Source organism: Gillisia sp. JM1 (assembly GCF_000424645.1).
Lineage (GTDB): Bacteria > Bacteroidota > Bacteroidia > Flavobacteriales > Flavobacteriaceae > Gillisia.
In genome coordinates, this window is the sequence record NZ_KE384219.1 from 584508 (window position 1) to 609974 (window position 25467).

19 protein-coding genes are annotated in these 25467 nt (G+C 35.3%); 11 read left to right on the forward strand and 8 right to left on the reverse strand.

Annotated features, from left to right (window positions below; translation table 11 throughout):
- Positions 1-342: 342 nt before the first annotated feature.
- Positions 343-669 (reverse strand): OsmC family protein, encoded by a 327-nt coding sequence (locus H033_RS20555; RefSeq protein WP_262489325.1) that lies wholly within the window; start codon positions 667-669, stop codon positions 343-345.
- Positions 670-863: 194 nt separating this feature from the next.
- Between H033_RS20555 and H033_RS0117090 the strand changes: the two genes are divergently transcribed.
- From H033_RS0117090 to H033_RS0117105, 4 genes are all read left to right on the forward strand, one after another.
- Positions 864-1643: a HipA family kinase gene (locus H033_RS0117090; RefSeq protein ID WP_026839386.1), complete on the forward strand. Its 780-nt coding sequence runs from the start codon at positions 864-866 to the stop codon at positions 1641-1643.
- Positions 1633-2016 (forward strand): DUF3037 domain-containing protein, encoded by a 384-nt coding sequence (locus H033_RS0117095; protein WP_026839387.1) that lies wholly within the window; start codon positions 1633-1635, stop codon positions 2014-2016. Before H033_RS0117090 ends, H033_RS0117095 begins: the two co-directional genes overlap by 11 nt.
- Positions 2017-2198: 182 nt before the next feature.
- Entirely contained in the window at positions 2199-4058 is a 1860-nt protein-coding gene (locus H033_RS0117100) for a PLP-dependent transferase (RefSeq protein ID WP_026839388.1), read from the forward strand.
- 33 nt (positions 4059-4091) lie between these two features.
- Positions 4092-4397 (forward strand): hypothetical protein, encoded by a 306-nt coding sequence (locus H033_RS0117105; RefSeq protein WP_026839389.1) that lies wholly within the window; start codon positions 4092-4094, stop codon positions 4395-4397.
- A gap of 277 nt (positions 4398-4674) precedes the next feature.
- Here the strand turns inward: H033_RS0117105 and H033_RS0117110 are convergent, their stop codons facing one another.
- Both H033_RS0117110 and H033_RS0117115 read right to left on the reverse strand, forming a co-directional pair.
- Complete coding sequence (locus tag H033_RS0117110) at positions 4675-6066, reverse strand: DASH family cryptochrome (RefSeq protein WP_026839390.1); 1392 nt, start codon at positions 6064-6066, stop codon at positions 4675-4677.
- Between the two features lie 142 nt (positions 6067-6208).
- A complete protein-coding gene (locus tag H033_RS0117115; RefSeq protein WP_026839391.1) occupies positions 6209-7105 on the reverse strand; it encodes an alpha/beta fold hydrolase in 897 nt (298 codons plus the stop codon).
- Between the two features lie 524 nt (positions 7106-7629).
- Between H033_RS0117115 and H033_RS0117120 the strand changes: the two genes are divergently transcribed.
- From H033_RS0117120 to H033_RS0117130, 3 genes are all read left to right on the forward strand, one after another.
- Complete coding sequence (locus tag H033_RS0117120; RefSeq protein ID WP_026839392.1) at positions 7630-9444, forward strand: FAD/NAD(P)-binding protein; 1815 nt, start codon at positions 7630-7632, stop codon at positions 9442-9444.
- Positions 9445-9806: 362 nt separating this feature from the next.
- Positions 9807-10850 (forward strand): DDE-type integrase/transposase/recombinase, encoded by a 1044-nt coding sequence (locus H033_RS20560; RefSeq protein WP_051228041.1) that lies wholly within the window; start codon positions 9807-9809, stop codon positions 10848-10850.
- The gene (locus H033_RS0117130; protein WP_026839393.1) at positions 10840-11529 is read left to right on the forward strand and encodes a type 1 glutamine amidotransferase domain-containing protein; all 690 of its coding nucleotides are present in this window, start codon (positions 10840-10842) and stop codon (positions 11527-11529) included. Before H033_RS20560 ends, H033_RS0117130 begins: the two co-directional genes overlap by 11 nt.
- Before the next feature lie 156 nt (positions 11530-11685).
- Here H033_RS0117130 and H033_RS0117135 read toward each other — a convergent pair whose 3' ends face one another.
- Positions 11686-12993: a GIY-YIG nuclease family protein gene (locus tag H033_RS0117135; protein ID WP_081661896.1), complete on the reverse strand. Its 1308-nt coding sequence runs from the start codon at positions 12991-12993 to the stop codon at positions 11686-11688.
- Between the two features lie 80 nt (positions 12994-13073).
- Here H033_RS0117135 and H033_RS0117140 point away from each other — a divergent pair, with 80 nt between their 5' ends.
- The 3 genes from H033_RS0117140 (at position 13074) to H033_RS20565 (ending at position 16457) form a co-directional block, all read left to right on the forward strand.
- The gene (locus H033_RS0117140) at positions 13074-13622 is read left to right on the forward strand and encodes a UvrD-helicase domain-containing protein (RefSeq protein WP_026839395.1); all 549 of its coding nucleotides are present in this window, start codon (positions 13074-13076) and stop codon (positions 13620-13622) included.
- A 71-nt stretch (positions 13623-13693) separates the two neighbouring features.
- Positions 13694-14866 (forward strand): IS4 family transposase, encoded by a 1173-nt coding sequence (locus tag H033_RS0117145; protein ID WP_196809473.1) that lies wholly within the window; start codon positions 13694-13696, stop codon positions 14864-14866.
- A 79-nt stretch (positions 14867-14945) separates the two neighbouring features.
- Complete coding sequence (locus H033_RS20565; RefSeq protein WP_262489326.1) at positions 14946-16457, forward strand: ATP-dependent helicase; 1512 nt, start codon at positions 14946-14948, stop codon at positions 16455-16457.
- Between the two features lie 54 nt (positions 16458-16511).
- On the opposite strand, the gene ligD is transcribed toward H033_RS20565, so the two are convergent.
- From ligD to H033_RS20570, 4 genes are all read right to left on the reverse strand, one after another.
- Entirely contained in the window at positions 16512-18944 is a 2433-nt protein-coding gene (gene ligD, locus H033_RS0117155) for a DNA ligase D (RefSeq protein ID WP_026839397.1), read from the reverse strand.
- A gap of 4 nt (positions 18945-18948) precedes the next feature.
- Entirely contained in the window at positions 18949-19725 is a 777-nt protein-coding gene (locus tag H033_RS0117160) for a Ku protein (protein WP_026839398.1), read from the reverse strand.
- A gap of 35 nt (positions 19726-19760) precedes the next feature.
- The gene (locus H033_RS0117165; RefSeq protein ID WP_026839399.1) at positions 19761-20909 is read right to left on the reverse strand and encodes a zinc-dependent alcohol dehydrogenase; all 1149 of its coding nucleotides are present in this window, start codon (positions 20907-20909) and stop codon (positions 19761-19763) included.
- A 515-nt stretch (positions 20910-21424) separates the two neighbouring features.
- Positions 21425-21832: an aldo/keto reductase gene (locus H033_RS20570; RefSeq protein ID WP_196809464.1), complete on the reverse strand. Its 408-nt coding sequence runs from the start codon at positions 21830-21832 to the stop codon at positions 21425-21427.
- A 187-nt stretch (positions 21833-22019) separates the two neighbouring features.
- Here H033_RS20570 and H033_RS0117175 point away from each other — a divergent pair, with 187 nt between their 5' ends.
- On the forward strand, positions 22020-24908 hold the full coding sequence (locus tag H033_RS0117175; RefSeq protein ID WP_026839400.1) for a M16 family metallopeptidase: 2889 nt from the start codon (positions 22020-22022) through the stop codon (positions 24906-24908).
- Positions 24909-25467 lie beyond the last annotated feature (559 nt).

Below are 25467 nucleotides of genomic sequence, written 5' to 3' on the forward strand. Positions count from 1 at the left end.
TCCTGAAAATCTTAGTTAAACCATTAAGCGTAAAAGGTTTTTGTGTTTAGTGCTCAAAGAAATACTTCAATAATTTGATTTGCATTAAATAGGCTGTCGAGTAAAAGTTGCGTTTTGGCGATAGGACGACTTGACATTGCAACTTTAAAGATGACTTTTGCAACATGCTGGCAAATTGGCATTTTGACTTGACGGCGGAGTTCTGCAAATGTCTATACGTCTTAACTACTAAAAATTGAAATCACCCAATCCTGTTGTTGGGAATGAGCTGCCAATGTAAGTTGTCCTTTATTGAAATTTAAGATACTATAGACCAACCAATCTACTCTATTTTGTACCCAATCAAATATTATTAACCGTATTTATAATGCCTGAAATGGAACAGGATATTTTCATGGTATTGTAGATAGTGCCAAACTTTTCAATGTTCTTTTTTAATAAAGCTGTATTAATCTTATTATCGCAACTTTGAATAGTTAAATTGTAATCTATATTGTCCATCCTTGGCGGATTTTCAAGACGTGCCCCATTGACTTCTAGAATAGCATTTGTATAGGCAAATTTCATTATATCTGAAAAACGTTCAACATTCTTCAGCATACATGCAGCAAAAGCACCCAAGAATAATTCAGCAGGATTTGGTAAGGCTGAAACAAAAAAGCCAGTGATTAACTAGGAACTGAGGTGAAAAACTAAACTTTTCTTCCTTAATTTCAGATACTATTAGTCTAAGATCACAGATTCAAGCTATTGATTCTTCACCAATCGACTTACAAAACTTCGCATAAATATTAAGATATATCCACGGTAGATCCATAGTAAAAACCTAGACCCACCTTCTATATATTTAGTAATTTAGATCTATGAATAAAATTGATATTCGCACGGTAAATGTGGTGCAATATGTACAACCTTTACGAGAAGGCGGCTCCCTACCAGCAATTGTTAAGGCAGATGATGGTTTCCTTTATGTAATTAAATTTCGAGGTGCTGGACAAGGTAAAAAAGCACTCATAGCCGAGTTTATAGGTGGAGAACTGGCACGCTCTATAGGTTTAAAAGTTCCTGAATTGGTGTTTATGAATCTGGATGATTCATTCAGTAAGACAGAACCAGATGAGGAGATTCAAGACCTACTTAGATTTAGTGTCGGATTAAATCTTGGTTTACATTTTTTGTCAGGTTCCATTACATTTGACCCTTTGGTAAGTGAAGTAGATGCATTAACCGCTTCAAAAGTGGTCTTATTAGATAGTATTATTAGCAACATAGACAGGACTGCCAAAAACACCAATTTACTACACTGGAATAAGGAGCTTTGGGTGATTGATAATGGTGCAAGTTTTTATTTCCATCATGATTGGAAAACTTGGGAAAATCATCTTACTAGAACTTTTCCTCTTATAAAGGACCATGTACTTTTGCAAAAGGCAACCCAATTGGAAGAAGCTTCAAAAGAGATTCTACAGTTCATCAATCAAGATAGAATTATAGAAATCATCTCTAGCATACCAGAAGACTGGCTCTTGAGCGAATCTGATACTATGACTAGCAGCGAAATGAGGGAAGCATATATTCAATTTCTAAACACACGTCTTTCTAAGATTGATCTACTAATTAAAGAAGCTATAGATGCAAGATAAATATACATTTGAATATGCGATAATAAGAATTGTTCCCAGAGTAGAACGAGAAGAATTCTTTAACGTCGGGGTTATTTTATTTTGCAAACGGAAAAAGTTTATAGGTATCAAATACCATATTAATCCAGATAAATTAAAAGCTTTCTCCCCAGGTTTAGAATTAGATTTCTTTGAAGATTATTTAAAGGCCTGGGAATTAGTTTGCGATGGCGCAGCTGCTGGAGGAAAAATAGGCGCTATGGAATTATCAGATCGGTTCAGATGGTTAACAGCTTGTAGAAGTACCATTATTCAAAGCTCTAAAACTCATCCGGGTTTAAGCGATAATCCACAAAAAACATTAGAAGACATCTTTGAAAAACAGGTGCTTTGATAAGTTAAAACAAAATATAATCCTGAAACGTCGGGACGGATCGGTAGTATACCTAAAAGCTAGCATCTTTTTAAAAGTTAAGTTTAATATAATATCGCGTTAGTTTCAAATTAAAAAGCGACTTATAACACTTTAAAAAAATCTGATTTGTGTATATTATCGGCATATCAAAAGTTGAAATTATGGAAGACAATAAAATGCTAAATTATATTAAAGATGTGTTAGAGAATATGCCAACTAGCTGGTTGAATCTAACAACGCATCGACTGGATATTTATGATGAAGGATTGGCAAAAACTCAATTCCTAGAACAGTTTGAAACCTTATATGAAAGCAATAATTCTGATACATCTGCACTAAATATATTACCCACAGCTTACGACTATATTAGATTAGGTCATCCCTTATCTTGTATATTAGAATGGGGAATTGCTAACTTAAATAATATAAAACCAAATAATGTAATAAGTTTTTCATCTAAGACAATACCTATTTTAGCTATTCTAAGAAAAAATTCATTAGATAATAAAAACACACAAATTATATATACAGGTGAATTACCTGACTTTTTTGATGCTGAAGTAGTGCGCCGAGTTTATGGTTATAAATTTGAACTAAAGGAAGTAGAGAAAGCTTCAGCCATTTCTAGTCCCGATAGCTATCGGGATAAAGGCAGTACCATCTTCATTTCGCAACAAAATGAAATCGGCGCTATAGAACTCTCAGAAAATATTGACTTTTTTATCAGCCTACACTCACAGCTTGGAAGTGTTTTAGTCGTAAATGCTGAAGAAAATGAGAGTTATATATCAGAAATTCAGCATGTTCGAAGAAGAGAGACCATTGCGATGACACCAGCCGATTGTTTTTCTGCCTTGCAGCTATTAATAGGAAAGTCTTCTTCTAATTATGAGAAAAGTAATCCCGAAATAAACGAAGCAAGTGTAGTAGATTCAATTAAGGAGATTACCGCTACAAATTCAAAAGCGCTGCTTGGTTCTTGTGGCCTATCTGTTCAATACGCGATTATGATGGGGCTCATTCACGATGCTTTAGAAAATCATAAAGGAAAAGCTATCAAATTTATTGTTCCTCCAAATTGTTATGGCGGCACAAATGACCAGGCAAGGCGAGTTGCTGCTTGTACTGATAATGTTGAAGTAGTGGACTTACCAGTGGATGGTGATAACGATATGGTGCAAAGTATCGATACCGTTTTAGATAAAATTGCTAGCGAAGATGCTATCCCATATATAATTGCTGAAATTCCAACAAACCCCAGAGTTGAAGTTCCAGATCTAGAAAAATTAAGAGATGTTTTAAGTAAAACTCGTAAAACTGAATCTGGTGAAGCTGCTATCGATCCTGTTTTTATTTTAGATCAAACATTTTGTCCTAACATACAATTTCTAAGTAAAGATGGAATCCTCTCAGCGATCAGAACGATTTCATATGTAAGTGGATCGAAATTTCCAAGTGGAGGAAAATGTACTGCCGGCTACTGTGTAGCAAATAAAAAAGGGGAAGCTTTGATGGAAAAAATAGATAAGCATTTGAGGCTTTGCGATAACGAAGCTACAGATCTTCAGGTTGAAATATTAGCAAAACAGCTACCTTCAATGAATCAAAGGATTAATGATGCTTATAAGAATACACGTGAATTTGTAAACTTTATCAAGCAGACTTTACCAACTGCAAAAATCAATTTTGTTTCAGAAGAATTAGCACAAGAAGGCTTTACCCCATCTGTATTTTCATTAGATCTTCCAACTAAAGGGAATTCTGATGAAGAAAGAGAAGCTTACAAAAGGGAGTTGAATCTTGAATTAATCAATTTAATGATTACAGAAATCCCGAATGAAAGTAAGTACTGTGTGAGCTATGGTCAGTTAAAAGGATGCTATTGGACGATACCTGCAACATCTACTCAAGGGACAACTAAGGAAGGTGACAAAGATTATATAGCCCGTGTATCAGTATCTCCTAATTTGGATCTTGATCATCATAAAAAAGTCTTTTCGAAATTTGTTGAGCAGATTTGATTTTACAGATAAAGGACAAGAATTTTATTAAACATGACTGCAGAGGTTAAATTAATTAAATCTAAAATAGTTTTTATACTGAGTTTCCTGACCTCTGCTTTCTGGTGTCTGGTTCAATTTATCGATGTGTATCATTTTGCAGTAGTGGGTGCAGTATTCGAAATTTTATGGCTACCCATGATAATAGCGCTATTTATTTTACCAATTCTTACTCTAATTTTTTGGGGAATAGATAAGTTTAATCTAAAATCATTTAATTTCTATTCATTCATAATTACTATGGCTACTGGTGCTCTTGCAGATTTTAAGAAATTAGTATTAATATTTAAGTTATTTTGAAAAAGAAAATTTGATCTGTATCCGCTTTAGTTCCAGTGGGCAGTTTTCAACAAATTATATTCAATGATTCCTGTGATGCTATTTTGATAGGAATCATTGAATATTAAAATAGGCATTTTTTGTAGAAATTGAGTTCCTTAAACTCAGAAGGGTTTGGGACAAAGTGACGGCATCAATTTTACTGTCTATATTTTGTTATCGAACAAAAAAAGATATATGGAATAAAATTTTAAGTATCAGCTTATAATTTTTAGCCGATTGGTTTTAAGACAATAATTTATTCAATCTCTAATTTCTTAATTAGATTAATTGCTCTTGTCCATTTCTTATATATTTCAATCGGCTTTGGATAGGATGCAATTTCAAATTCCCAAGGAATTAGAACTTCTACATCATTTTTGTCCTTTAACTCTGGAATCCATAATCTAATATATTCCTGAGCTTTATACTTATTGGATTGGTGCACAGGATTGGTATAGTAAATTTCATATGCTTGTACGTGCCAGTTTAACCAGTTTGCACTTACATCATAATCTATAAGTCTGCTTTCAAAATATGCTGCCCCCCAGGTCCAATCGATATTTAAGTCATGCACAAAATAACTCGCACAGTTCACTCGCCCTCTATTGCTCATATAACCAGTTTCATTGAGCTGTCTCATATGTGCATCAATAAACGGAATTCCAGTTTGACCTTCACACCATCTTTTAAAGAGTTTAATATCATTTTCAAACTCAACTTTCTTTTTCTTGAAGCCTTCAGTTTTAAATATCATGTCTCCAAATCGCATACCTTTAAATGTGAAATAATCTCTCCAAACAAGTTCAAAAACTATCCACCAGGTGCTTTGATTTTTCTTGATTTGCTCTTCATACTTTTTAACAGCACTATAAATTTCTCTTGGAGATAAACAGCCCAGAGCCAGATATGGAGAAAATTTTGAGCTGTAATCCAAGCCCAAAGATTTATTTCTGGTCCATCTGTAACCGGTAAGTAATTCAGAATTGAAAGTGTAATATTGTAATCGTTCCAGACCATTATCTTCTCCGCCTTTTACAAACACCGAAACATTATCATATTCAGCTTTCGAAAATCCGAAATCAGCATAGCTAGGAAAATCAGTACTGGAAATATTGGGAATCGATTTCAAAATCGACGGAGCCTGAAAAGGAATTCTAGGACTGGATTCTTTGGAGGTTGGTATTCTATAAGCTTTACTAGTTAACGGGATTTCAGAAATTTTAAAAGGAATATCATCTATGTGATATAATGTTTTACCCCAGTAAAAATTAAATGTGACTTTGGGTAATTTTTTCTGAACGGAATCAACTAATTGTAATTCTTCATAAGCATATTCACATTCACCAAAAATTTCGGTAATATCATACGTATTTATAATCTCTGGAATAAATTCTGAAGCTGTAATCTCACTGATAAGAAGGTGACCGTCTAATCCTTCTAGTTTAAATTTTAGATTGTTTACCGATTCTTCAAGAAATTTGAATCTATTTATTCCAGACTTCTTAAAGCCCAATTTTAGATCCTTGAATAAACTTTTTTCTACACAATAGCAAAAAATTAACTCATCGCAATTGGCTATGGACTGGCAGAGTGCCTCATTATCATGTAGTCGCAAATCATTCTTAAACCAAACTAGACCTTTTTTCATGCAGATAATAATTCGTGATCTTAAATAGTATATGGCATCTAGCTAGAGATATACCTCATTATGCGTGATATATCAATATATAAATTAAATAATGCCGTTATATTTGGTGGTAATTGAAACGAAAAGCTTCTAAAATATGACTTTATCTTGGCATCATTTGCTTAGATAATTCAATGATCTCTTCAAGCTTTTCTACTATTTCCAAAGGCTTTTCTTCTTGTAAAAAGTGACGTGAACTCAATTCATGAATTTTTGATAGTCCCGCCGCCTTTTTGATTTCCTGTCCGTGATGATCGAGGGTTAAGAATGGATCGTCTGCTCCCCAGACTGCCTGAACTGGATAAGGCACCTCTTGCACTGCCTTATAACACAAACTTCTAAATTCTTTTGAATCGTCAAAATTTCTCATAAGTTTTAGAAAAGCATCCCCACCATCGTCACGTTTTAAAATATCGAGATGAGCATTAATTTCATTTTTCGGAATTCCCGAACTATCATTTACCCCCATTTTGTTGAACATTATTTGCCAGGTAGTGTGTATCAGGGTAGCCAGTTCTATCTCACCCAAAACAGAATTCTCAAAAGGTCGCATTGGCCAAGGCTTTATAAAATTCACCCCATCTATCCAGGTATTAAGAATAGTAATGGACAAAACTTTATCTAGATTTTCTGCAGCAAGCGCAAAACCAACAGGGCCACCAACATCATGAATTAGCAGGTGATATTTATCCAAACCTAGATTTTTAGCCGCTTCGGCACCAAACTTAGCAAAAGAAGAAAAAGAATAATCAAAATTTTCTGGTCTGTCAGAAAACCCTAATCCGGGAAAATCAATTGCCACGCCCCTATAACCTTTTTCGGCAAGTGCCGGTACAATTTTTCGGTATAAAAAAGAAGAAGTGGGAACACCGTGCAGACAAAGAACGGCTTCACCACTTCCTTGGTCAAGCGCAAAACATTTTATGCCGTTAATATCAAAATATTTCCCGGAAGCTTCATGCTTCTCAATAATCGCTTCAACAGAATTTTTCTCGTTCATGGTAAAAGGTTTGTTCTAAATTAATAAAAATAAGCGCGATCCTTAAAAAATCCAGTTGAAGATGTGCTATTATTATATGAATTTATGAAGAGTTTGTGATTTAAATCCATCAGATTAACCTTCTCTTTTGAAAGCATTTTCATTTTATTTAATCAACTCACAATTATCCGTTTTCAATTTTCCTTTTTTATTTACTGTATGTCCGCTTTTGTTCCAGTAAATAATTTTTATTAATTAATTACAGGTTGTTACCGTCGTGCTGAACTTGTTTCAGCATCTCAAATATGTGGTATAAGACCCTGAAACTCCCGAAGGTTCGGGACAGCGTGACGCGACCATTTCAGATAGAATAATTTGGTCACTGGACTCTAAACGGATATACAATTTATTTACCTTATTCCAATCAAATAAATTCTTACAGAGCTTATTTAAAATAAATCCTATTGCATTAAAATTTATATTTTCTATAACTCTAACGGATTTATGAATTAGATATCTTTAATATCTAATGCCTAAGATATCTCATGGATAAAAAAAACATTGCAATTATAGGCTCTGGTGCCACTGCAATTTACTTACTAAAACATATAATTGATCATCTGGAAAAGCTCAAAATTTTCATTCAGGAGATCAGTGTTTTTGAGAAGGGAATTCATATGGGAATGGGCATGCCTTATAATCCTGAGACAACCGATATCTACAATCTTGCTAATATTTCCTCTGAAGAGATCCCGGATTTGCCAGAAACCTTTGGCAACTGGTTGAGAGAGCAGAAACCTGAAATGCTTGCTTCTTGGAACATTAAAGATCTTCCTATCGATGATTCAAAGGTTTACAGTCGCATCTCCCTAGGGGCATATTTTCATGAGCAATACACAATCCTCATTCAAGAGTTAACTGAGAAAGGTATTAATGTTCATCAAATTAACGAGGAAGAAGTTCTCGATATATTAATGGATGAGAAAACTAACCGAGTACTTGTGAAAACTTCAAAGGGTGGCTCAAGAGATTTTGAAAAGGTAATTATTTCCACAGGGCATCATTGGTTTGAAGAAGATAATGAGAAAATTGGATATTATTCATCCCCTTGGCCTATTCATAAATTATTGCCAGAATCGGGAGAATATTATAATTATTCAATTGGTACACTAGGCGCATCCTTAAGCGCCTTTGATGTTGTAAGCTCTTTGGCACATAGACATGGGGTCTTCAGTGAAAAAGGTGATGAGCTAATCTATAAACTCAATCCCGATGCCCAAGGTTTTAAGATAGTAATGCACTCGGCTGAAGGCTGGCTTCCGCATTTACAATACGAACAGGAATATGCAATGCGTGAAATATACCGGCATGCTAAAAGGGAAGAAATACTATCCCTTATAGATAATGATGGATATTTGAGAATACATACATTTTTTGACAAGATTTGCAGACAAGCATTAATTCGATCTTTTGAAAAAGATACAATGCCTAAAATTGTTGAAAGGCTTGAAAGTGATAACATAAGCTTCAAAGATTTTGTTCAGATAATGTCAGATGAGCACGAATATTCCGATTCATTTGAAGGAATGCGCAAAGAAAGGGTGGCAGCGAGAAACTCTGTAAATAACAATAAACCTATATATTGGAAGGAAACACTGGATGACCTGATGTATTGTCTTAATTTTCATGCAGAGCTATTACCTGCAGAAGATCATTTGTTTTTTCGTAGGGAAGTAATGACGTTCCTGATGAATGTAATCGCCGCGCTGCCTTTAGCTTCAGCCAATATCATTTTAGCACTTTATGATGAAGGTTGTATAGATTTGGTTACAGGGAAAGCTGAAGTGATTGAAGATAGTGGAAAAGACGATAGAACACTTATTGAAGTTGAAAAGGAAGTTGGAACAAAGGAAACGTATAATTATAGAATGTTTGTTAACTGTGCCGGGCAGAAAAATATTGAACTGGAACAGTTTCCTTTCCCTTCACTCATCAAGGATGGAAAAGTAAGAAAAGCCAGAGCCAAGTTTAAGACGTTGAAAGACCTTAACGAACTTCCAGAAAGTATAAATAAGGATTTGGTCTTTCAAGAACAAAGCGAACTTCTGCTTTACACTGGAGGTTTAGATATTGATGCTGCATATAGGTTAATAAATAAAAATGGCAATCCGAACGATAATATTTATGACATCAGCTTTACTCATACTTCCGGGTGCAGACCTTATTCTTATGGTTTACAGGCCTGCAGTGCAACAAGTAAGATCTTGACAGAAGTTTGGCTCTCTGCTATTTCAGAAAATTCTGAAATTAATGTAGAGATTGAAAAAATCACAGAGCTCTATGAGGATAATGAAATTTGATAAAAGGTATAACCAAGCTTTTATCCTCAGATGGTTTAGACTTTTGAAGTGAATTCATCTGTAAAAAAAACCGCTGTTTTAAAAATATACACAGCAGTAGTAATAGAGAATAACATAAAATTTATAGTGATGGAAAAAGTTTTGTTGAAAGTCCAACTAACTTAAAATCGCTGAGATTTCATTCTAATCATTACCAAAATAATATACTAACTTTATAATATTAATTGTAAAGTTTCACTACAATGTTGATGGCATTTCATCCCTTTCGGGGTTTTCTTTGAAGGCGTAGCCGAAAAAGAAAACCCCGAAAGGGTCAGATAAAAAAGTTGATTATTTTTGTTTTACCACAAATAAAAATAATTATGCAACAAATCTATCATTTCAATGCCACTACGAATATAAATATTCGTACCCAAATTCAAACCAATTCTGCTACAAATTCCGAATTGGCATCAAGGTTCAACGTTTCCAAACAAACTATTTCAAAATGGAAAAACAGGGATTTCGTCCAAGATGTTTCCTGTGCGCCCCATAACATTATATATGCTTTGACCGATTTGGAAAAAGCGCTTGCCATAAGTTTGAGGAGTTCCACGTGGCTACCCATTGATGAGGTCTGGGAATCTTTGTTGGAGGGTAACCCGGCAATTTCAAGAAGTTCTGTCTACCGTTGTTTTGTGAAGGAAAACATCAATAAAGTACCTCAGGAAAAGAGGGATATTGCCAAAAAATTCAAAGCCTACAAACCAGGGTACCTAAATATAGATGTAACCTATTTGCCCAAATTCGAAGGGCAGTCATATTATTTATTTGTGGCAATAGATAGGGCCACCAGGACTATGTTCTATGAGGTCTATGAAAATAAAAAGGCTGAGAGCACAGAAGATTTCATGGACAAATGCCTGGATTTCTTTCCGGTCCATATCACTCATATCTTAACCGATAATGGACTTGAATTCACCAATAGGCTTATTATGTCCAAAAAAGGAAAACTTTGTGACAAGCCTTCTAAAATGGATGTGAAATGCATGAAGAACAACATTGAACATAGGCTTACAAAACCAGCAACACCAAAAACGAACGGTATGGTGGAAAGAGCCAACGGAACGATTAAAAACAATACCATCCTAAAAATAAAATATCAAAACAAACAGCAGATGGGGAAGGATATGATGGAGTTCCTGTGCTACTATAATTTGTACAGGAGACATGGTTCTTTGAGAAAAGAACTTAATGTGAAAACTCCTTTTCAAGCAGTTGAAAAATGGTACAAAATAGAACCTGAATTATTTAAAACAACACCCAATGAATTTAAAAATAAAATCCTAAGTTTACAATCTGATCTTAATCAACAACCTTGTGAAACTCGACAGCTAAGCATTAAAAATAATAGAAATGGCTTCTAAAAAAATATTAATGATCCTAACATCTCATGAAGATTTAGTAAATACGGATAATAAGACAGGATTATGGATTGGGGAATTTACAGACCCTTATTACGAATTTATAGATGCCGGACATCAAGTTACTTTGGCAAGTCCTAAAGGCGGTAAACCTCCTATTGACCCAATGAGTGAAATGACAGAAAACATAACGGGTTCTAACAGAAGATTTCAGGATGATCCTACTGCTCAAAATGCTTTAAACACTACTCTCCTATTGCAAGGGATTTCATCTTCAGATTATGATGCAGTTTTCTTTCCTGGAGGGCATGGACCAATGTTTGATCTAGCTTCAAATGAACTTAGTGGAAAGTTGATTTTAGATTTTCTATCTAACGGTAAGCCCGTGGCTTCTGTATGTAATGGTCCCGCAGCTTTGATTAAGGCAGCAGAACTTGATCCTTCAATCTTAAAAGGAAAACGAGTTACTGGATTTTCCAATACTGAAGAAAAATTAGCTTTAAGATCCAATAATATCCCTTATACATTGGAAGACCGTTTAAAGGAATTGGGTGCAGATTATCATACTGGAACCGTTCCATTTATTTCGCACACAAAAATTGATGGTTTATTGATCACAGGTCAAAATCCTTTGTCTGCTGGACCAGCGGCGAAAGCTTTATTACATTTTTGGGAAAAATAATAAATAAGTATATCAGTTAAAAAATATAAAAATCAAGAAAGTAAATATCTTAATGATTTGCAGAAATACTCTTCTTGGATAATGGACGGATATGGACTTTGCTCCACGAAGTTTATGATTCAAATCTATTAATTAAAACAATAAACTTAGTGTGTTTTATATGTAAAGAATATCTTGTTTGCTCACAATTATACCTAAAGAACTTATAATTCTAGTGGTATCGTAATTATTATTTTGTTTTATCAAGTGTCCCAAAATGTCATTATAACTTGAAATAGGAACTGATTTTTCGATATATCCATATCCTTCATATATTCCATTTAACTCATATACAAAAGCATCTTCAGACTTGTTTCTACCTTTCAATTTATAGATTTTTCTAGTCTTTTTTCTTCGGAATTGAGCAAAGGCAATTTCAAATCTTTTATTGTATTCCTCAATTGATTCTCCGCCCGAACATACACACCCCTTAAATTTTTTAGTGAAATTACTGCAGGGACCTTTTACATTTTCCAGACCTGAATGTTTCCTACACAAATTATATTCCTGACAAAAGTCTGCCAAAGATTCTACCACAGATTTTCTATTAAAATATTTTTCTGGTAAGCTATCTTCAAATTCTTTTCGCGTGATCTTTATTTTAGAAATGCCTTTTGCGGTAGTGGCCGAAGTAATAATATATGGGTCAGGATTTAATATTTGTTGGGAATTATAGCTTGGTTTTAAGCTTTTGATATTGGCAGTTTCCACCAGTTGTGCAATGATATCATTACCGGTATAGATAACATCAATATTTTCTACTTGTGAATAGTCAATATTACTTTGCGTAGAGGTATTGGAAAAATGGCTTTGCAATCGTTTTCGGATATTTTTCGCTTTGCCCACATATATCACCTCATCATGTTCGTTCAAGAAAAAGTAAACTCCAGGTGTTTTATTATATTTTGATAATTCATGACTTTGAGGTTTTAAATCTGTATTCCTATAATCTTCTAATTGCTGGCTTTTCTGATTTTTGAAGTTATTCATCACATCTAAAAAGACTTCAGCATATTCTAAACTATTAAGCGGTTGGCGCTCAGAAACTAATTCTTTTATCTGTTCTAAATTCCTGTTCCCTTCTTTTCCTGAAGGCCAAAGAATTATTGGCTTCAGATTAAAGTTATAGCCTATATTTCTAAACTGTGACTTTAATAGATCGAATTGAAGTCTTTCACTAAAAATTAATTCTTGATCTCGAAATAAATCGATCAACTCATCTGCGGAATTACAAAAAGGTTCGCTAGCTAATAATTCTAATCTATTTAGATCATACAACGTATAAATCTTTTTAGGAATTGGCTGCTCCGGTCTAATAGTAAAAACTCTATAATCCTGATCAAAGTCCTTTGAATAAAGAACTAAACGGAAAGGATTTTTTGTCTTTGCCCCTAGTGGAATATACTGAATATAGATAAATATCATTCCGTCAAAAATAGGAAATTTTCCGCATATTGGAAATATTCCAACTTGCTTAATAATTCTTATCTTTACAAAAAAAGAAATTGGAGAATCATATCCTTAACGAGAAACAGAAAAAAGCTGTTGAATTTAAAGGGAAACACCTTTTAGTTCTGGCAGGGGCGGGAACTGGGAAAACCAGATGTATTGTTGGGAGAGCAGCTTATTTAATTGATCAAGGAACGCCGCCAGAAAAAATACAGATTCTCACCTTTACAAAGAGATCTGCAAATGAAATTGTGGAGCGCGTAAAATCTTCCTTATCAGATAATCAAGCACAAAGCCTTAATGGTTCTACTTTTCATTCCTGGTGTAATCAGTTAATTGTGCGTTACCCCAATTTATTTGGTGCTTCCAATTATACAGTGATAGATCCAGATGATCAACTTAGTGTGATGAAGATGGTTTGCGGAGATCAGGTTATTGAGTATAAAGGAATACGCATAAAACCCCAGCAATTAATCGATATATATTCTTATGGAAGAAATACGAGACAAAATCTTTCCAACTCCATCCGTGAAAAGGTCTTTAAAGGGAAAAAGGATGAAGAAACAAATGACGAAATAGATATTATTAGACCAATAGCGTCCTAAACGCTTAAAAAAGAGAAAGGAAATTTTGTTCCACAAAGTTATCTTTATGGTGCAACACAAAAAACCTTTCTCTGATGATAAATATAACCCTGTTTTCTCAAATTATCTCAAAATTAGACACATCAAAATTCAAGAAATTAGTAAAATCACATCAAAGTGATAAGCATCAAAAAGGATTCGATAGTTGGTCCCACTTAGTTTCAATGCTATTCTGTCAATTTGCCAAGAGCCAATCTGTACGCGATATCAGCAATGGACTTCGCTCTGCCACAGGCAACCTGAACCATTTAGGGATGCTGAAAGCACCCTCGAAATCTACAGTCAGCTATCAAAATAAAAACCGTAGCTGGGAGCTTTTTAGGGATTATTATTACGTGTTGTTGGAGAGTCTGGGACAGCAAGCGCAAATGAAGCGAACCAAGTTCAAAATAAAGTCAAAAATATTCTTATTGGATGCTACCACCATAAGTCTTTGTCTAAGCCTTTTTGATTGGGCAAAATACAAGACTAAAAAGGGAGCGGTAAAAATGCACACCCTTCTTGATTATGATGGTCATCTACCTGCCTATGTAAATATTACAGATGGCAAGACAGCGGATAACAAAGGGGCTTACGATGTTCCGCTTTTAAAAGGAAGTGTTATTGTTGCCGATAGATTTTACAATGATTTTGCCTTGCTGAATGTTTGGGACAGCAACGGGGTTTATTTTGTGGTCAGGCATAAGGACAACATAAAGTTCAAAACCATCAAAGAGCTGGAATTGCCAGAGAACAAACACCAGCACCTTCTAAAAGATGAGATCATTGAACTGACAGGCGCCAAAACAAAAGGGAAATATCCTAAAAGATTGCGCAGGGTTGCCCTATGGGACGAGGAAAACCAACAGACCATTGAGGTCATTACCAATCAAACGTCTTGGACAGCAAACACCATAACCGAACTCTACAAGGCCAGATGGGAAGTGGAAATCTTTTTTAGGGACATAAAACAACAACTGCACATAAAGTCCTTCATTGGAACTAGCCAAAATGCGGTCATGATACAGATTTGGACTGCGCTGATTACCATTCTAATCCTGAAAGCACTTAAAACACAGGCAAAACACCCTTGGTACTTATCAAATTTGGTAGCCTTTATTAGACTTAACCTTTTTGTGAAAGTGGATTTATACCAATGGCTCGATAATCCTTTTGCGAAGGAACAACCGCCTCCAAATAAATGCATACAAGGGGTTCTTTTTTGAAAATCTATAAAAACAGCGGTGAAGACCAGTAAAATGATTAATTTTTAGGTGGTTAAAATTTATTTAGGACAGGATTGTTATTAGACCTAAAGTTGAAGTCCTACTTAAAGCTTATCAAATAAAAAAAGGAGATGGGAGATATCTGGATTATGATGATCTTTTATTGATAGTTGCAAATAGATTGCGAAATGATGAAGAGGCACGAACTATTCTTTCTCATCAGGTAAAGCATTTATTGATTGACGAATTCCAGGATACCAATCCGCTCCAATGGTATTTACTCGAACCCTTCTTACAAATTGCTAATTTTTATTGTGTTGGAGATGATGCTCAGTCCATTTATTCTTTTAGAGGTGCCGATTTTAAAAATGTCCATCTTTTTAAAGAAAGAGTTCCAGAATCTGAAGTTCTAATACTAGATAAAAATTACAGATCTACACAAGAAATATTAGATCTTTCAAATTGGTTGATAGAAGAATCAAGTCTTGATTACAACAAGAAATTAATATCGACAAGAGGTGAGGGTATTAAACCCAAATTAATAAATGTTGCCAGCCAATGGGAAGAGGCAAACTTTATTGCTGAAAATATTCTTGAAAACTTCACAGAAAATAATAAAAACTTTATCGATCATTTAATACTTTCAAAATCCACCTACTACACCAAACCTCTTCAGGCAGTTTTTATTCAGAAGAAAATCCCTTATGTAACTTACGGCGGAAGAAAATTCATGGAAGCGGCACATATAAAAGATGTGATCTCTGCCCTTAGAGTAGTTAACAATGTGTATGACGAAATTGGATGGATGCGATTTCTGACTTTTTGGGATGGTATTGGAGAAATTAAGGCAGGTAAATATATTTCTAAAATCTTAGAATTTAAAGATCCTTTAGAATGCGCACAGAATTTGGAAGATGTTATTGGTGGTACAGATGGAGAAAAAATTGGAGAAATTTATAATACGATCTTTATAAATTCTGGGAACGTTAAGAAAGCCATTCAGGAAACCTATTCCAAAATGGAGTTGCCCTTGGCTTTTAAATATAGAAAGGATTGGGAGGAGAAAAGAAAATCTGACTTCCCAGTATTAGAAATGCTTGGTGACAATTACTCAACAATCGGTCAGCTAATTTCTGAAGGTATTCTTGAAAACGCAAAACAATTGAATGGGGAACCTGTTTTAGAGGGATCTCAGTTAAATGATAGTGAAATTAAAGATCATGTAATAATATCTACCGTGCATTCAGCTAAAGGATTAGAATCTGATGTGTGCTATGTGCTGAATGTATCACCTAAAGTGTATCCAAGCGCATGGAATCTCCATAGTGAAGAAAGTATTGAAGAAGATAGACGAGTCTTATATGTTGCTTTAACCAGAGCTAAGAATGAATTATATATTACTCGCGATACTAATTCAATAAACACAGTGAATAATTCCGATAATTCTTCTGATGCTTCCTCTAAGTACTTTCTGGAGAAATTACCTGAGAATCTTATAGATCAAATTATTAACCCTTTTAGTATCATTAAACCTAGAGATATTCTCACCCCCAATAAGATCGATCTGTCTACAGGGATGGATTTTTCCTGAGAAATAAAATCAAAATAACTTGGGGAAGAGATTTTTAGAATAAAATAATTAATGCTAGTTTTCTAGTCTTTGGATCGCGTCCATCATATCTGTTTCCTGCGATAACACCTCAGCAAATAGATCTCCTTTTTCCTGAATTCTGGTTTGAAAATTTTTGATATTAAAATCTAAGATTTTTAGTCCGCTCTTAACCTCTTTCCACTCCAAAGGTGCAGAAACGGGAGCGCCTATTTTTGGCCTTACACAATACGGTGCAGCTATAGTTTGCCCCTGTCTGTTTTGAAGATAATCCAGATAGATCTTTCCTTTTCTGTCTTTCACCGCCCTAACCATACTTGTTAATTTTGGCACTTTTTGTTCAATGAAATAGCAAAGGAGTTTAGTAAAATTCCTGGCTTCTTCATAGGTGTATTGAGCTTTTAATGGAATATAAATATGCAGTCCACTAGAACCTGAAGTCTTGCAAAATCCTTTAATTTCAGCAATATCTAAAACCTCTTTCGCGGCTTGTGCCACTATTATCACTTCCTCAAAAGTGTTTTCTTTTGAAGGATCCAGGTCGATAATAGTATAATCTGGATAGTCCAAAATATTTACACGAGAGTGCCATGGATTGATCTCTATACATCCCAAATTAGCCATATACAAAAGGCTCGCTTCATTCTGACATAAGAGATAACTGATGATCTTATTCGAAGATTTTGAAAATACATCTTCCGTCTCAATCCACTCAGGTAGATTTTCATTGTCCTTTTGATAAAACCCAGGGCTATTGATGCCGTTGGGATGTCTGTGGAGATTTTGTGGCCGATCTTTTAAATAAGGTAATATATAATCTGAGATATTGAGATAATAATCAATAAGGTCATATTTGGTAAAGCCATCATCCGGCCAAAATACTTTTTCTAAATTAGAGATAGGAACCTGTAGTCCTCCAACTTCTAAAATGCTAGAGCTAGTTTTAGAAATGTTAGTAGTATTCTTTGGCTTTTTTATGATTGGAGCTGAAATCTCCTGAGGGATTTTATCACTGCGAATTCCCTTAAAAACCGGATGACGCATGATCCCATTTTTTGTCCATTCAGAAAATTTTACCTCGCAAATCAAGAGTGGTTTTACCCAATGAGGATTCCGGCCTTTTAAATTTGGTTTTTTCTGAAAAGGATGAACCTCAACTTCAAGATTTTTAAATCGATCTAGTAATTCCCGTTGATCTCTAGCAGAAAAACCTGAGCCACAATTGCCAATGTATTTCATTTTATCGTCAACGAACATCCCCAAGATCAAACTACCAAATACGCCTCCACCCCCAACAGAATCTGTATATCCACAAATTATAGCTTCTTCAGTTTCCACAGCCTTTATCTTTAACCAATTCTCACTGCGATAACCCGGTGAGTAGGTGGAATCGATTTTTTTGGCCATTACTCCCTCCATTCCAGCATCAATGGCTTTTTTATAAAGTGCTGTCCCCATTCCTCCAATATGGTCACAATAAAGCGTGTAAGATAAATTTTCAATAACCTCAGGAATCAGGCTTTTTCTTTCAAGTAGAGTAAGTTCCAGCATGCTATGACCATTGAGATAAAGCATATCAAACACATAATATCTCAGGCTTCCAGAAGTCGTTTCATCATAATTTTGCAAAGCTTGAAACTGGGGGATACCATCCTCATTTACAATTACCACCTCTCCATCTAGAATCACATCATGCTCTACTCCTTCCAGATCCTTTGCCAGTGCTTTGAACTTGGTATTATAAGAAATACCATTTCGCGAATATAGATGCACTTCCCCGTTTTCAATATGTGCCATAACCCTATATCCATCCCATTTTAATTCATACACCCATGACTTATCATTGAAAATATCTTTGATGGATGATGCTAACATTGGCTTTACAAACTCGTCAGGATTAAGTTTCTTTACTGCAGTATTCTTCTTATTTGCAAGAGAGGAATCATCTATAAAAACTTCAGCATCATAATCAAGGTCTGTAGAATACTTGTCTTTTTTCTTGATCAGCAACCAGTGATTATCTGCATCCCGGCGTTTGGTATGCACTAAAGCAAAGGTACCCTTGACCTTCTTGCCAAAAAATTCAATTTTTAAATCGCCTTTTTCAAATTGCCTGATAAGATCCATATCTCCATATTCCGGTGCAATTCTATACCTACCTTCATCCCAAATTTTCATAATACCAGCTCCATAATTACCTTTTGGTATTGTACCATGAAAGCTTAGATATTTCACAGGATGATCTTCTGTTTGGATAGCTAGTCGCTTATCATCCGGATTCATTGAAGGGCCTTTAGGTATGGCCCAACTTTTTAAAACTCCTTCTAGCTCTAGGCGTAGATCATAATGTAATCTACTAGCTTTATGACGTTGAATCACAAACCTGTCCGCATTATCATGGCTTAGTTCTGCCGGAGGCTCAGGTGTTTTTTTAAAATCTCTCTTTTTAATATAATCTTCAAGTGCCATTATATTAGGAAGCTTTACTCTTCTTTTTCTTCTCCAAACTGGCTTTAAGCTGTGCCATTAGATCTGTGGCAGGAGTTGGTTTACTTTCAAATTTCTCAGGTTTCTTAACTTTCCCGGTAGATTTTGACTTAATGATCTTCATCAACTGTTCATTATAAATATCCTTATATTTTTCAAGATCGAATTTATCTGTGTACTGCTCAATTAAACTGATGGCCATTTCGACTTCTTTTTTTGAAATCTTGATGGTAGGTAATTTAAGCTCACCTGGATCTCGAATTTCATCATCAAATCTAATTACATGCAGAACAAGTGCTTTCTTATAGATACCAATAAGACAAAGATTTTCCTTTTGGCGCATTACGAAAGTAGCAACTCCCACTTTTTTAGTTTTTTTTAAAGCATCTCGCAATAGATTATAGGATTTACCTCCTTCTTTTTGAGGTTCTAGAAAATAGGGCTTTTTAAAAAGCACATCAGCCACGTCAGATTCATTGATGAATTCTTCTATATCTATGGTTTTATTTTTCTTTAAATTGGCTTGTTCAAAGTCCTCTTTTTCCAAAACTATATAAGCATCATCTTTTTTAAAACCCTTTACAATGTCTTTCCATTCTACTTCCTTGCCGGTTTCTTCATTTACTCTTTTGTATCTAATTCGAGCCTTGTCGTGCCTGTCCAGCATATCCAAGTCTAGCTTTCTATCTTCAGAACCTGAATATAACTTAATAGGTATTGACACTAGTCCGAAACTAATGGAACCATTCCAAATTGATCTCATATTTTATAATTTCTAATTAGAGGTGAAAAAATTAATTAGGGAGTCAATACCACTTTCACGCAGCCATCCTCCTTATTTCTAAACTTTTTATAAGCCTCAGGTGCATCCTCTAATTTCATTCGATGAGTTATAATAAATGAAGGATCTATTTTACCCTCTACAACTTTTTTAAGAAGCGGTTCCAAATAGTGTTGCATGTGGGTTTGGCCCATTTTCAAATTGAGGGATTTGTTCATTGCAATCCCGAAGGGTAGTTCCTTTACCTTTCCAAGATATACCCCAGGAATAGAAACATTTCCAGCCTTTTTACAGGATTTGAAAATTTGTGCTAATGCACTTGGTTGGGAAGCATCTAAATTCTTTTGGAAACCTTCAGCACCGTGAGCTTCAGCTCCAACAGCATCTATGCAGCAATCGGGGCCTTTTCCTTTTGTCATTTCCATTAATTTCGAGTACACTTCATCTGCATCAACTGTCCTTATTACTTCTGCCTTTCCATGCTTCTCTGCCATATCTAGTCTTTCTTTGACCACATCTATGGCGATTACGCGTTTAGCACCCAACATCCAAGCACTTTGAATGGCGAATTGTCCTACTGGACCACATCCCCATACTGCTACGGTATCACCTTTCTTAATATTAGCATTTTCGGCCCCCATATATCCTGTTGGAAAAATATCAGATAAAAAGAGAGCTTGATCATCACTTAACGAATCCGGAACTTTTATAGGCCCTACATCAGCATATGGCACCCGAACATATTCTGCTTGGCCACCAGAAAAACCTCCCAACATATGAGAGAAACCAAAAAGTCCAGATATAGAATGACCTAAATTTTCTTTACAAAGTTCTTCATTGGGATTAGAATTGTCACAAAGCGAAAAAAGATCTTCATCGCAGTAATTACAATGTCCACATGCAATGGTAAAAGGAATTACAACCCGATCCCCTTTTTTAAATTTTTTGACATCTTTGCCTATTTCTACGACTTCCCCCATAAATTCGTGACCTAAAATATCCCCCTTTTCCATAGTAGGCATTAAACCTCCATAAATGTGCAGATCTGATCCGCAAATAGCAGTTGAAGTAACCTTTATGATTATATCTCTTTGATCTTCAATTTTTGGATCTGGAACGTTATCGATTCTTACATCCTCATTTCCGTAATAACATAATGCTCTCATAATAATACATTTAGGTTAAAATTAGTTTGTATTAAATTTAAGTAATCGGTAGAAATTAAAAATGCAATTAACAATACTTTGTAAATTGTATGAGAATTTATAGCATATTAAGAATCCAATAAAAATTCAATTTTTAAAATGATAAAACACCCTAGGGAATATGAACTTATCGCAACTAACGGATTTAATCTAAAAAGCGCGATTTTAGAAACCAAGAAAGAAAATAGTTAAGCCAACAAGCCCGATAATTTTCAGGACGAATCCATATTCCTGCTAATTGCATTACTCAACACAGTTGTAATTGAATGCTCTGATTCAAATTCTGCAAAGACCATATTAGAATTCTCAACTGAATAAAATCAATCTCTCGCAACTGTTTCGCTGATTTTTAATATGGAAGCTTTTTATTTTTCTTAAGAGGTTTGGGCTTTTTCATATATAAGACCTTCTTCCTTTAACTCCTTCCAAAAATCGTTTGGTATCTTTCTTTAAAATACCTCAACGTTATCTACCACTTACGTTGTTTTACTCATTTCTGAGATTATTGCTGCAAATTCATCTGAAGCCAATACAAAGTGCATTGCAGCGGTAATGATATCGGTGCCATGATCTTTAGTAATGACTGCTATGCGGGCGCGTTTATCCTCCATGCCTTTTGGAATATGTTCCTTGTAATTGTATCGATTCTTACCGGCCATAAACCTAGAGTTATATGCAACGCCGGAAACTAGCTTTACCCCATTTTTATTTACAGCAGGCAACAAGCGATCTACGGCATCTTCATGCTCTAAAATAGAGTATTGGGTTGCGGAAAGACAGATATCGAGATCTGCCGCTTCCATACAATCTAGAATAGGCCGTATTTTGTTTATACCCATTCCCCAAGCTTTAATAATTCCCTGGTCGCGATAATCCGAAAGCACATTGAACCCCTTTTTTAGCTATTTCCATATGATGCTTTTTCATTAAACAATTATGTCCTTGATTTTAATTGATTTTTCACTCAATAAGTGAGAAAAAAGTATTTTATACTCCACTTCTTTAAATAATAATCAATTTACTAAAACTCAATTCTTTATATTTAACAATCAAAAATCAAAACATTTTAATATGACAAACTTAAAGTTTAAACTGAGGGCTTTTATGCTTTCTTTAAGCGTGGTAGCTTTTGTTTACTGCGACAAGGCTATGGGGCAAGAAAAAGCTAATCAAGATCCCGAGTTATCAATCGAATTCGAAAAATATGAGCTGGATAACGGTCTTAATATAATCCTTCATCAGGACAAATCGGATCCAATTGTTTCTTTAGCAATTCAATATGGGGTAGGATCTAACCGCGAGAAAAAGGGACGCACAGGTTTTGCTCACCTTTTTGAGCACATGCTCTTTCAGGAATCTGAAAATGTTCCGCAGGATCAGTTCTTTAAAAAGATCCAGGACGCCGGAGGTACTTTAAACGGTGGAACCTGGCAAGATGGAACAGTATATTACGAAGTTGTACCAAAGAATGCACTCGAAATGGTAATGTGGCTGGAATCTGACAGGATGGGCTACCTAATTAATACCGTAACTGAAACTGCCTTTGCAAATCAGCAAGAAGTAGTACAAAACGAAAAGCGTCAGCGGGTGGACAACAACCCTTACGGCCACACCGGCTGGGTGATTGATAAAAATCTATACCCAGATGGACATCCTTATAGCTGGCAGGTAATTGGGGAACTTGAAGATCTTCAAAATGCCACCGTAGCTGATGTAAAAGAATTCTACGACAAATTTTACGGACCTAACAATGCAACATTGGTTATTGCTGGAGATTTTGACAAAGCAGAAACCAAGAACATGATAGAAAAATATTTTGGTGAAATTAAAAAACGACAGGAAGTGGCACCTCTGAAAATACAAACTGTAACTCTTGCCGAATCCAAACGGCTTTATCACGAGGATAATTTCGCAACAGCTCCTCAACTTAATATGGTTTGGCCAGTAGTTGAGCAATACACCAAAGACGCATATGCATTGGATTTCCTTGGGAAAATACTATATGACGGTAAAGAAGCTCCATTATACAAGGTTCTTGTAGAAGAAAAGGAGCTTACCTCCCAACCATACGCCTACAATAGTGCCAGCCAGATTGCCGGTAAATTCCAGATCTCTGTTACAGCAAATGCAGGTGTAGATCTTGATAGCGTAGAAGCAGGTATCGAGGAAGCTTTTGCTTTATTTGAAAAAGAGGGTGTAACTGAAAGAGATATCGAGAGAATTAAGGCAGGCCAGGAAACCGACTTTTACAACGGTATAAGCAGTGTTCTTGGTAAATCTTTCCAATTAGCCCGTTACGATGTTTTCACTGGAGATCCCGGTTACATAGAAAAAGACATCCAAAACATTCGTGCTGTGACAAAAGAAGATGTAATGCGTGTTTACAAGAAATATATTAAAAATCAGCCTTTTATTCTTACAAGCTTTGTGCCTAAGGGAAATTTGGACCTAATTGCTGAAAATTCTGAAAAAGCCGAAGTGGTTGAAGAAGAGATTACAGAGAATGTGGAATCTGAAGTAGCCGAAGTACAACAAGAAATACAAAAGACGCCTTCAAAATTTGATCGTTCAGTGCAACCTGAAATGGGTGAAACTCCTAAATTAAATATTCCAGATTCCTGGAAAGCAACACTTGGTAATCAACTTAAGGTTTACGGTATAGAGCAAACTGAATTGCCTTTGGTGAATTTCAGTATTGTTATTGAAGGAGGACATTTACTGGACGACTTAAGTAAAAATGGAGTGGCAAATTTAATGACAGATATCCTGATGGAAGGTACTGCCAATAAAACTCCTGCCGAACTGGAAGAAGAAATAGACATGCTTGGTGCTAGTATAAACATGTATACCACCAACGAATCTATCGTTATTCGTGGGAATACCCTTACGCGTAACTTTGATAAAACAATGGGTCTGGTTTCGGAAATTTTACTTGAACCTCGTTGGGATGAGAAGGAATTCGCCCGCATAAAAACCAGTACTATTAATGGGATAAAAAGAAATGAGGCTAATCCTAACGTAATTGCAAACCAGGTTTACAACAAGGTGCTGTATGGTGAGAATCATCCTTTTGCTTATCCAACTTCAGGAACAGTAGAATCTGTTGAATCTATTAAAATTCAAGACCTAAAAGAATATTATAATAAATATTTTTCTCCTACTGTGAGCCGTATGCATATAGTAGGTGATATTTCTAAAGCTGAAGCTTTAAAAGCTGCAAAAAGTCTGGCAGAAAAATGGGAACCTAGAGAGGTAAATATTCCCGAATTTGATGTTAGCAATGATCGTGACAAGTCCTCCTTATATTTTGTAGATGTTCCTAATGCAAAGCAATCAGTTATCAATATTGGATACATCGCTTTACCAAGAACCAGTGAAGATTTCTTCCCGGCAGAGGTAATGAATTACAAACTTGGAGGATCCTTCTCTGGAAATGTCAACCTTATACTGCGTGAGGAAAAAGGATATACCTATGGTGCTCGTTCAGGTTTTAGCGGATCAAAAATTCCGGGAACCTTTACTGCTTCCTCAAGTGTGCGTACAAATACCACCGGAGAATCTGTAGGGATTTTTAAGGATGAAATCGCTAAATATAAAGAGGGTATAACTCCAGAAGATCTGGAATTCACAAAGAACGCATTAATAAAATCTAATGCCCTTCGTTTTGAAACTCAGGGATCATTACTTGGAATGCTACAGGAAATGAGTGCTTACGATCTTGATCCTAAATACATTGAGAAAGAAGAAAAGATTATTGGTTCTATGACCTTGGAGCAACACAAGAAGCTGGCGCAAAAATATCTGGATGAGTCAAAAATGGCTTACCTGGTGGTTGGTGATGCAGCTACTCAGCTGGAACAGTTTAAGGAAATGGGCTTTGATGAAGTAAAAGTGCTGGATAAGCAAGGAAATGAAGTTAAACAACCTATTGATCTTAAAACGGAAAAAGTTATAGATTAATTCAAGAGTTAGTGTAAACAAAGAAACCCGCCATTCCGGCGGGTTTCTTTGTTTCATTTCTTATTGTCTAAAAACCTGAAAACGCTATGGGAATCGAAACATTTGTAGGTCGAGGTAGTAATTATTTCTGAATTTCGATTCGAGATGCCATTCAAAACATTTAGTATGTCTAAACTTAAGCATTGTTCATATCCTCCAAAGACATCTTCAGACGAATGAAATCAGTTAGCATATTTGGGCTCTCCCTGAATATGTTGATAGTGCTCTTCGGTAAGGGTTATTTCAAGTTTTCTCATCTTGATTCTATTTACACTACAAGTACAGAGTGGAGGTTTGAAAAAGGATGTCGACCGAAATGAATTGAAATACAAAAAGCTTCAATTGATCTTTAAATTAATAAAATTTTGACCTATGAAACGATAAATAAATTAATTGTATGTCCGTTTAGAGTACAGTGACCAAATTATCCCATCTGAAATGGTCGCGTCACCCAGTCCCGAACCATCGGGAGTTTCAGGGTCTTATACCACATATTTGAGATGCTGAAACAAGTTCAGCA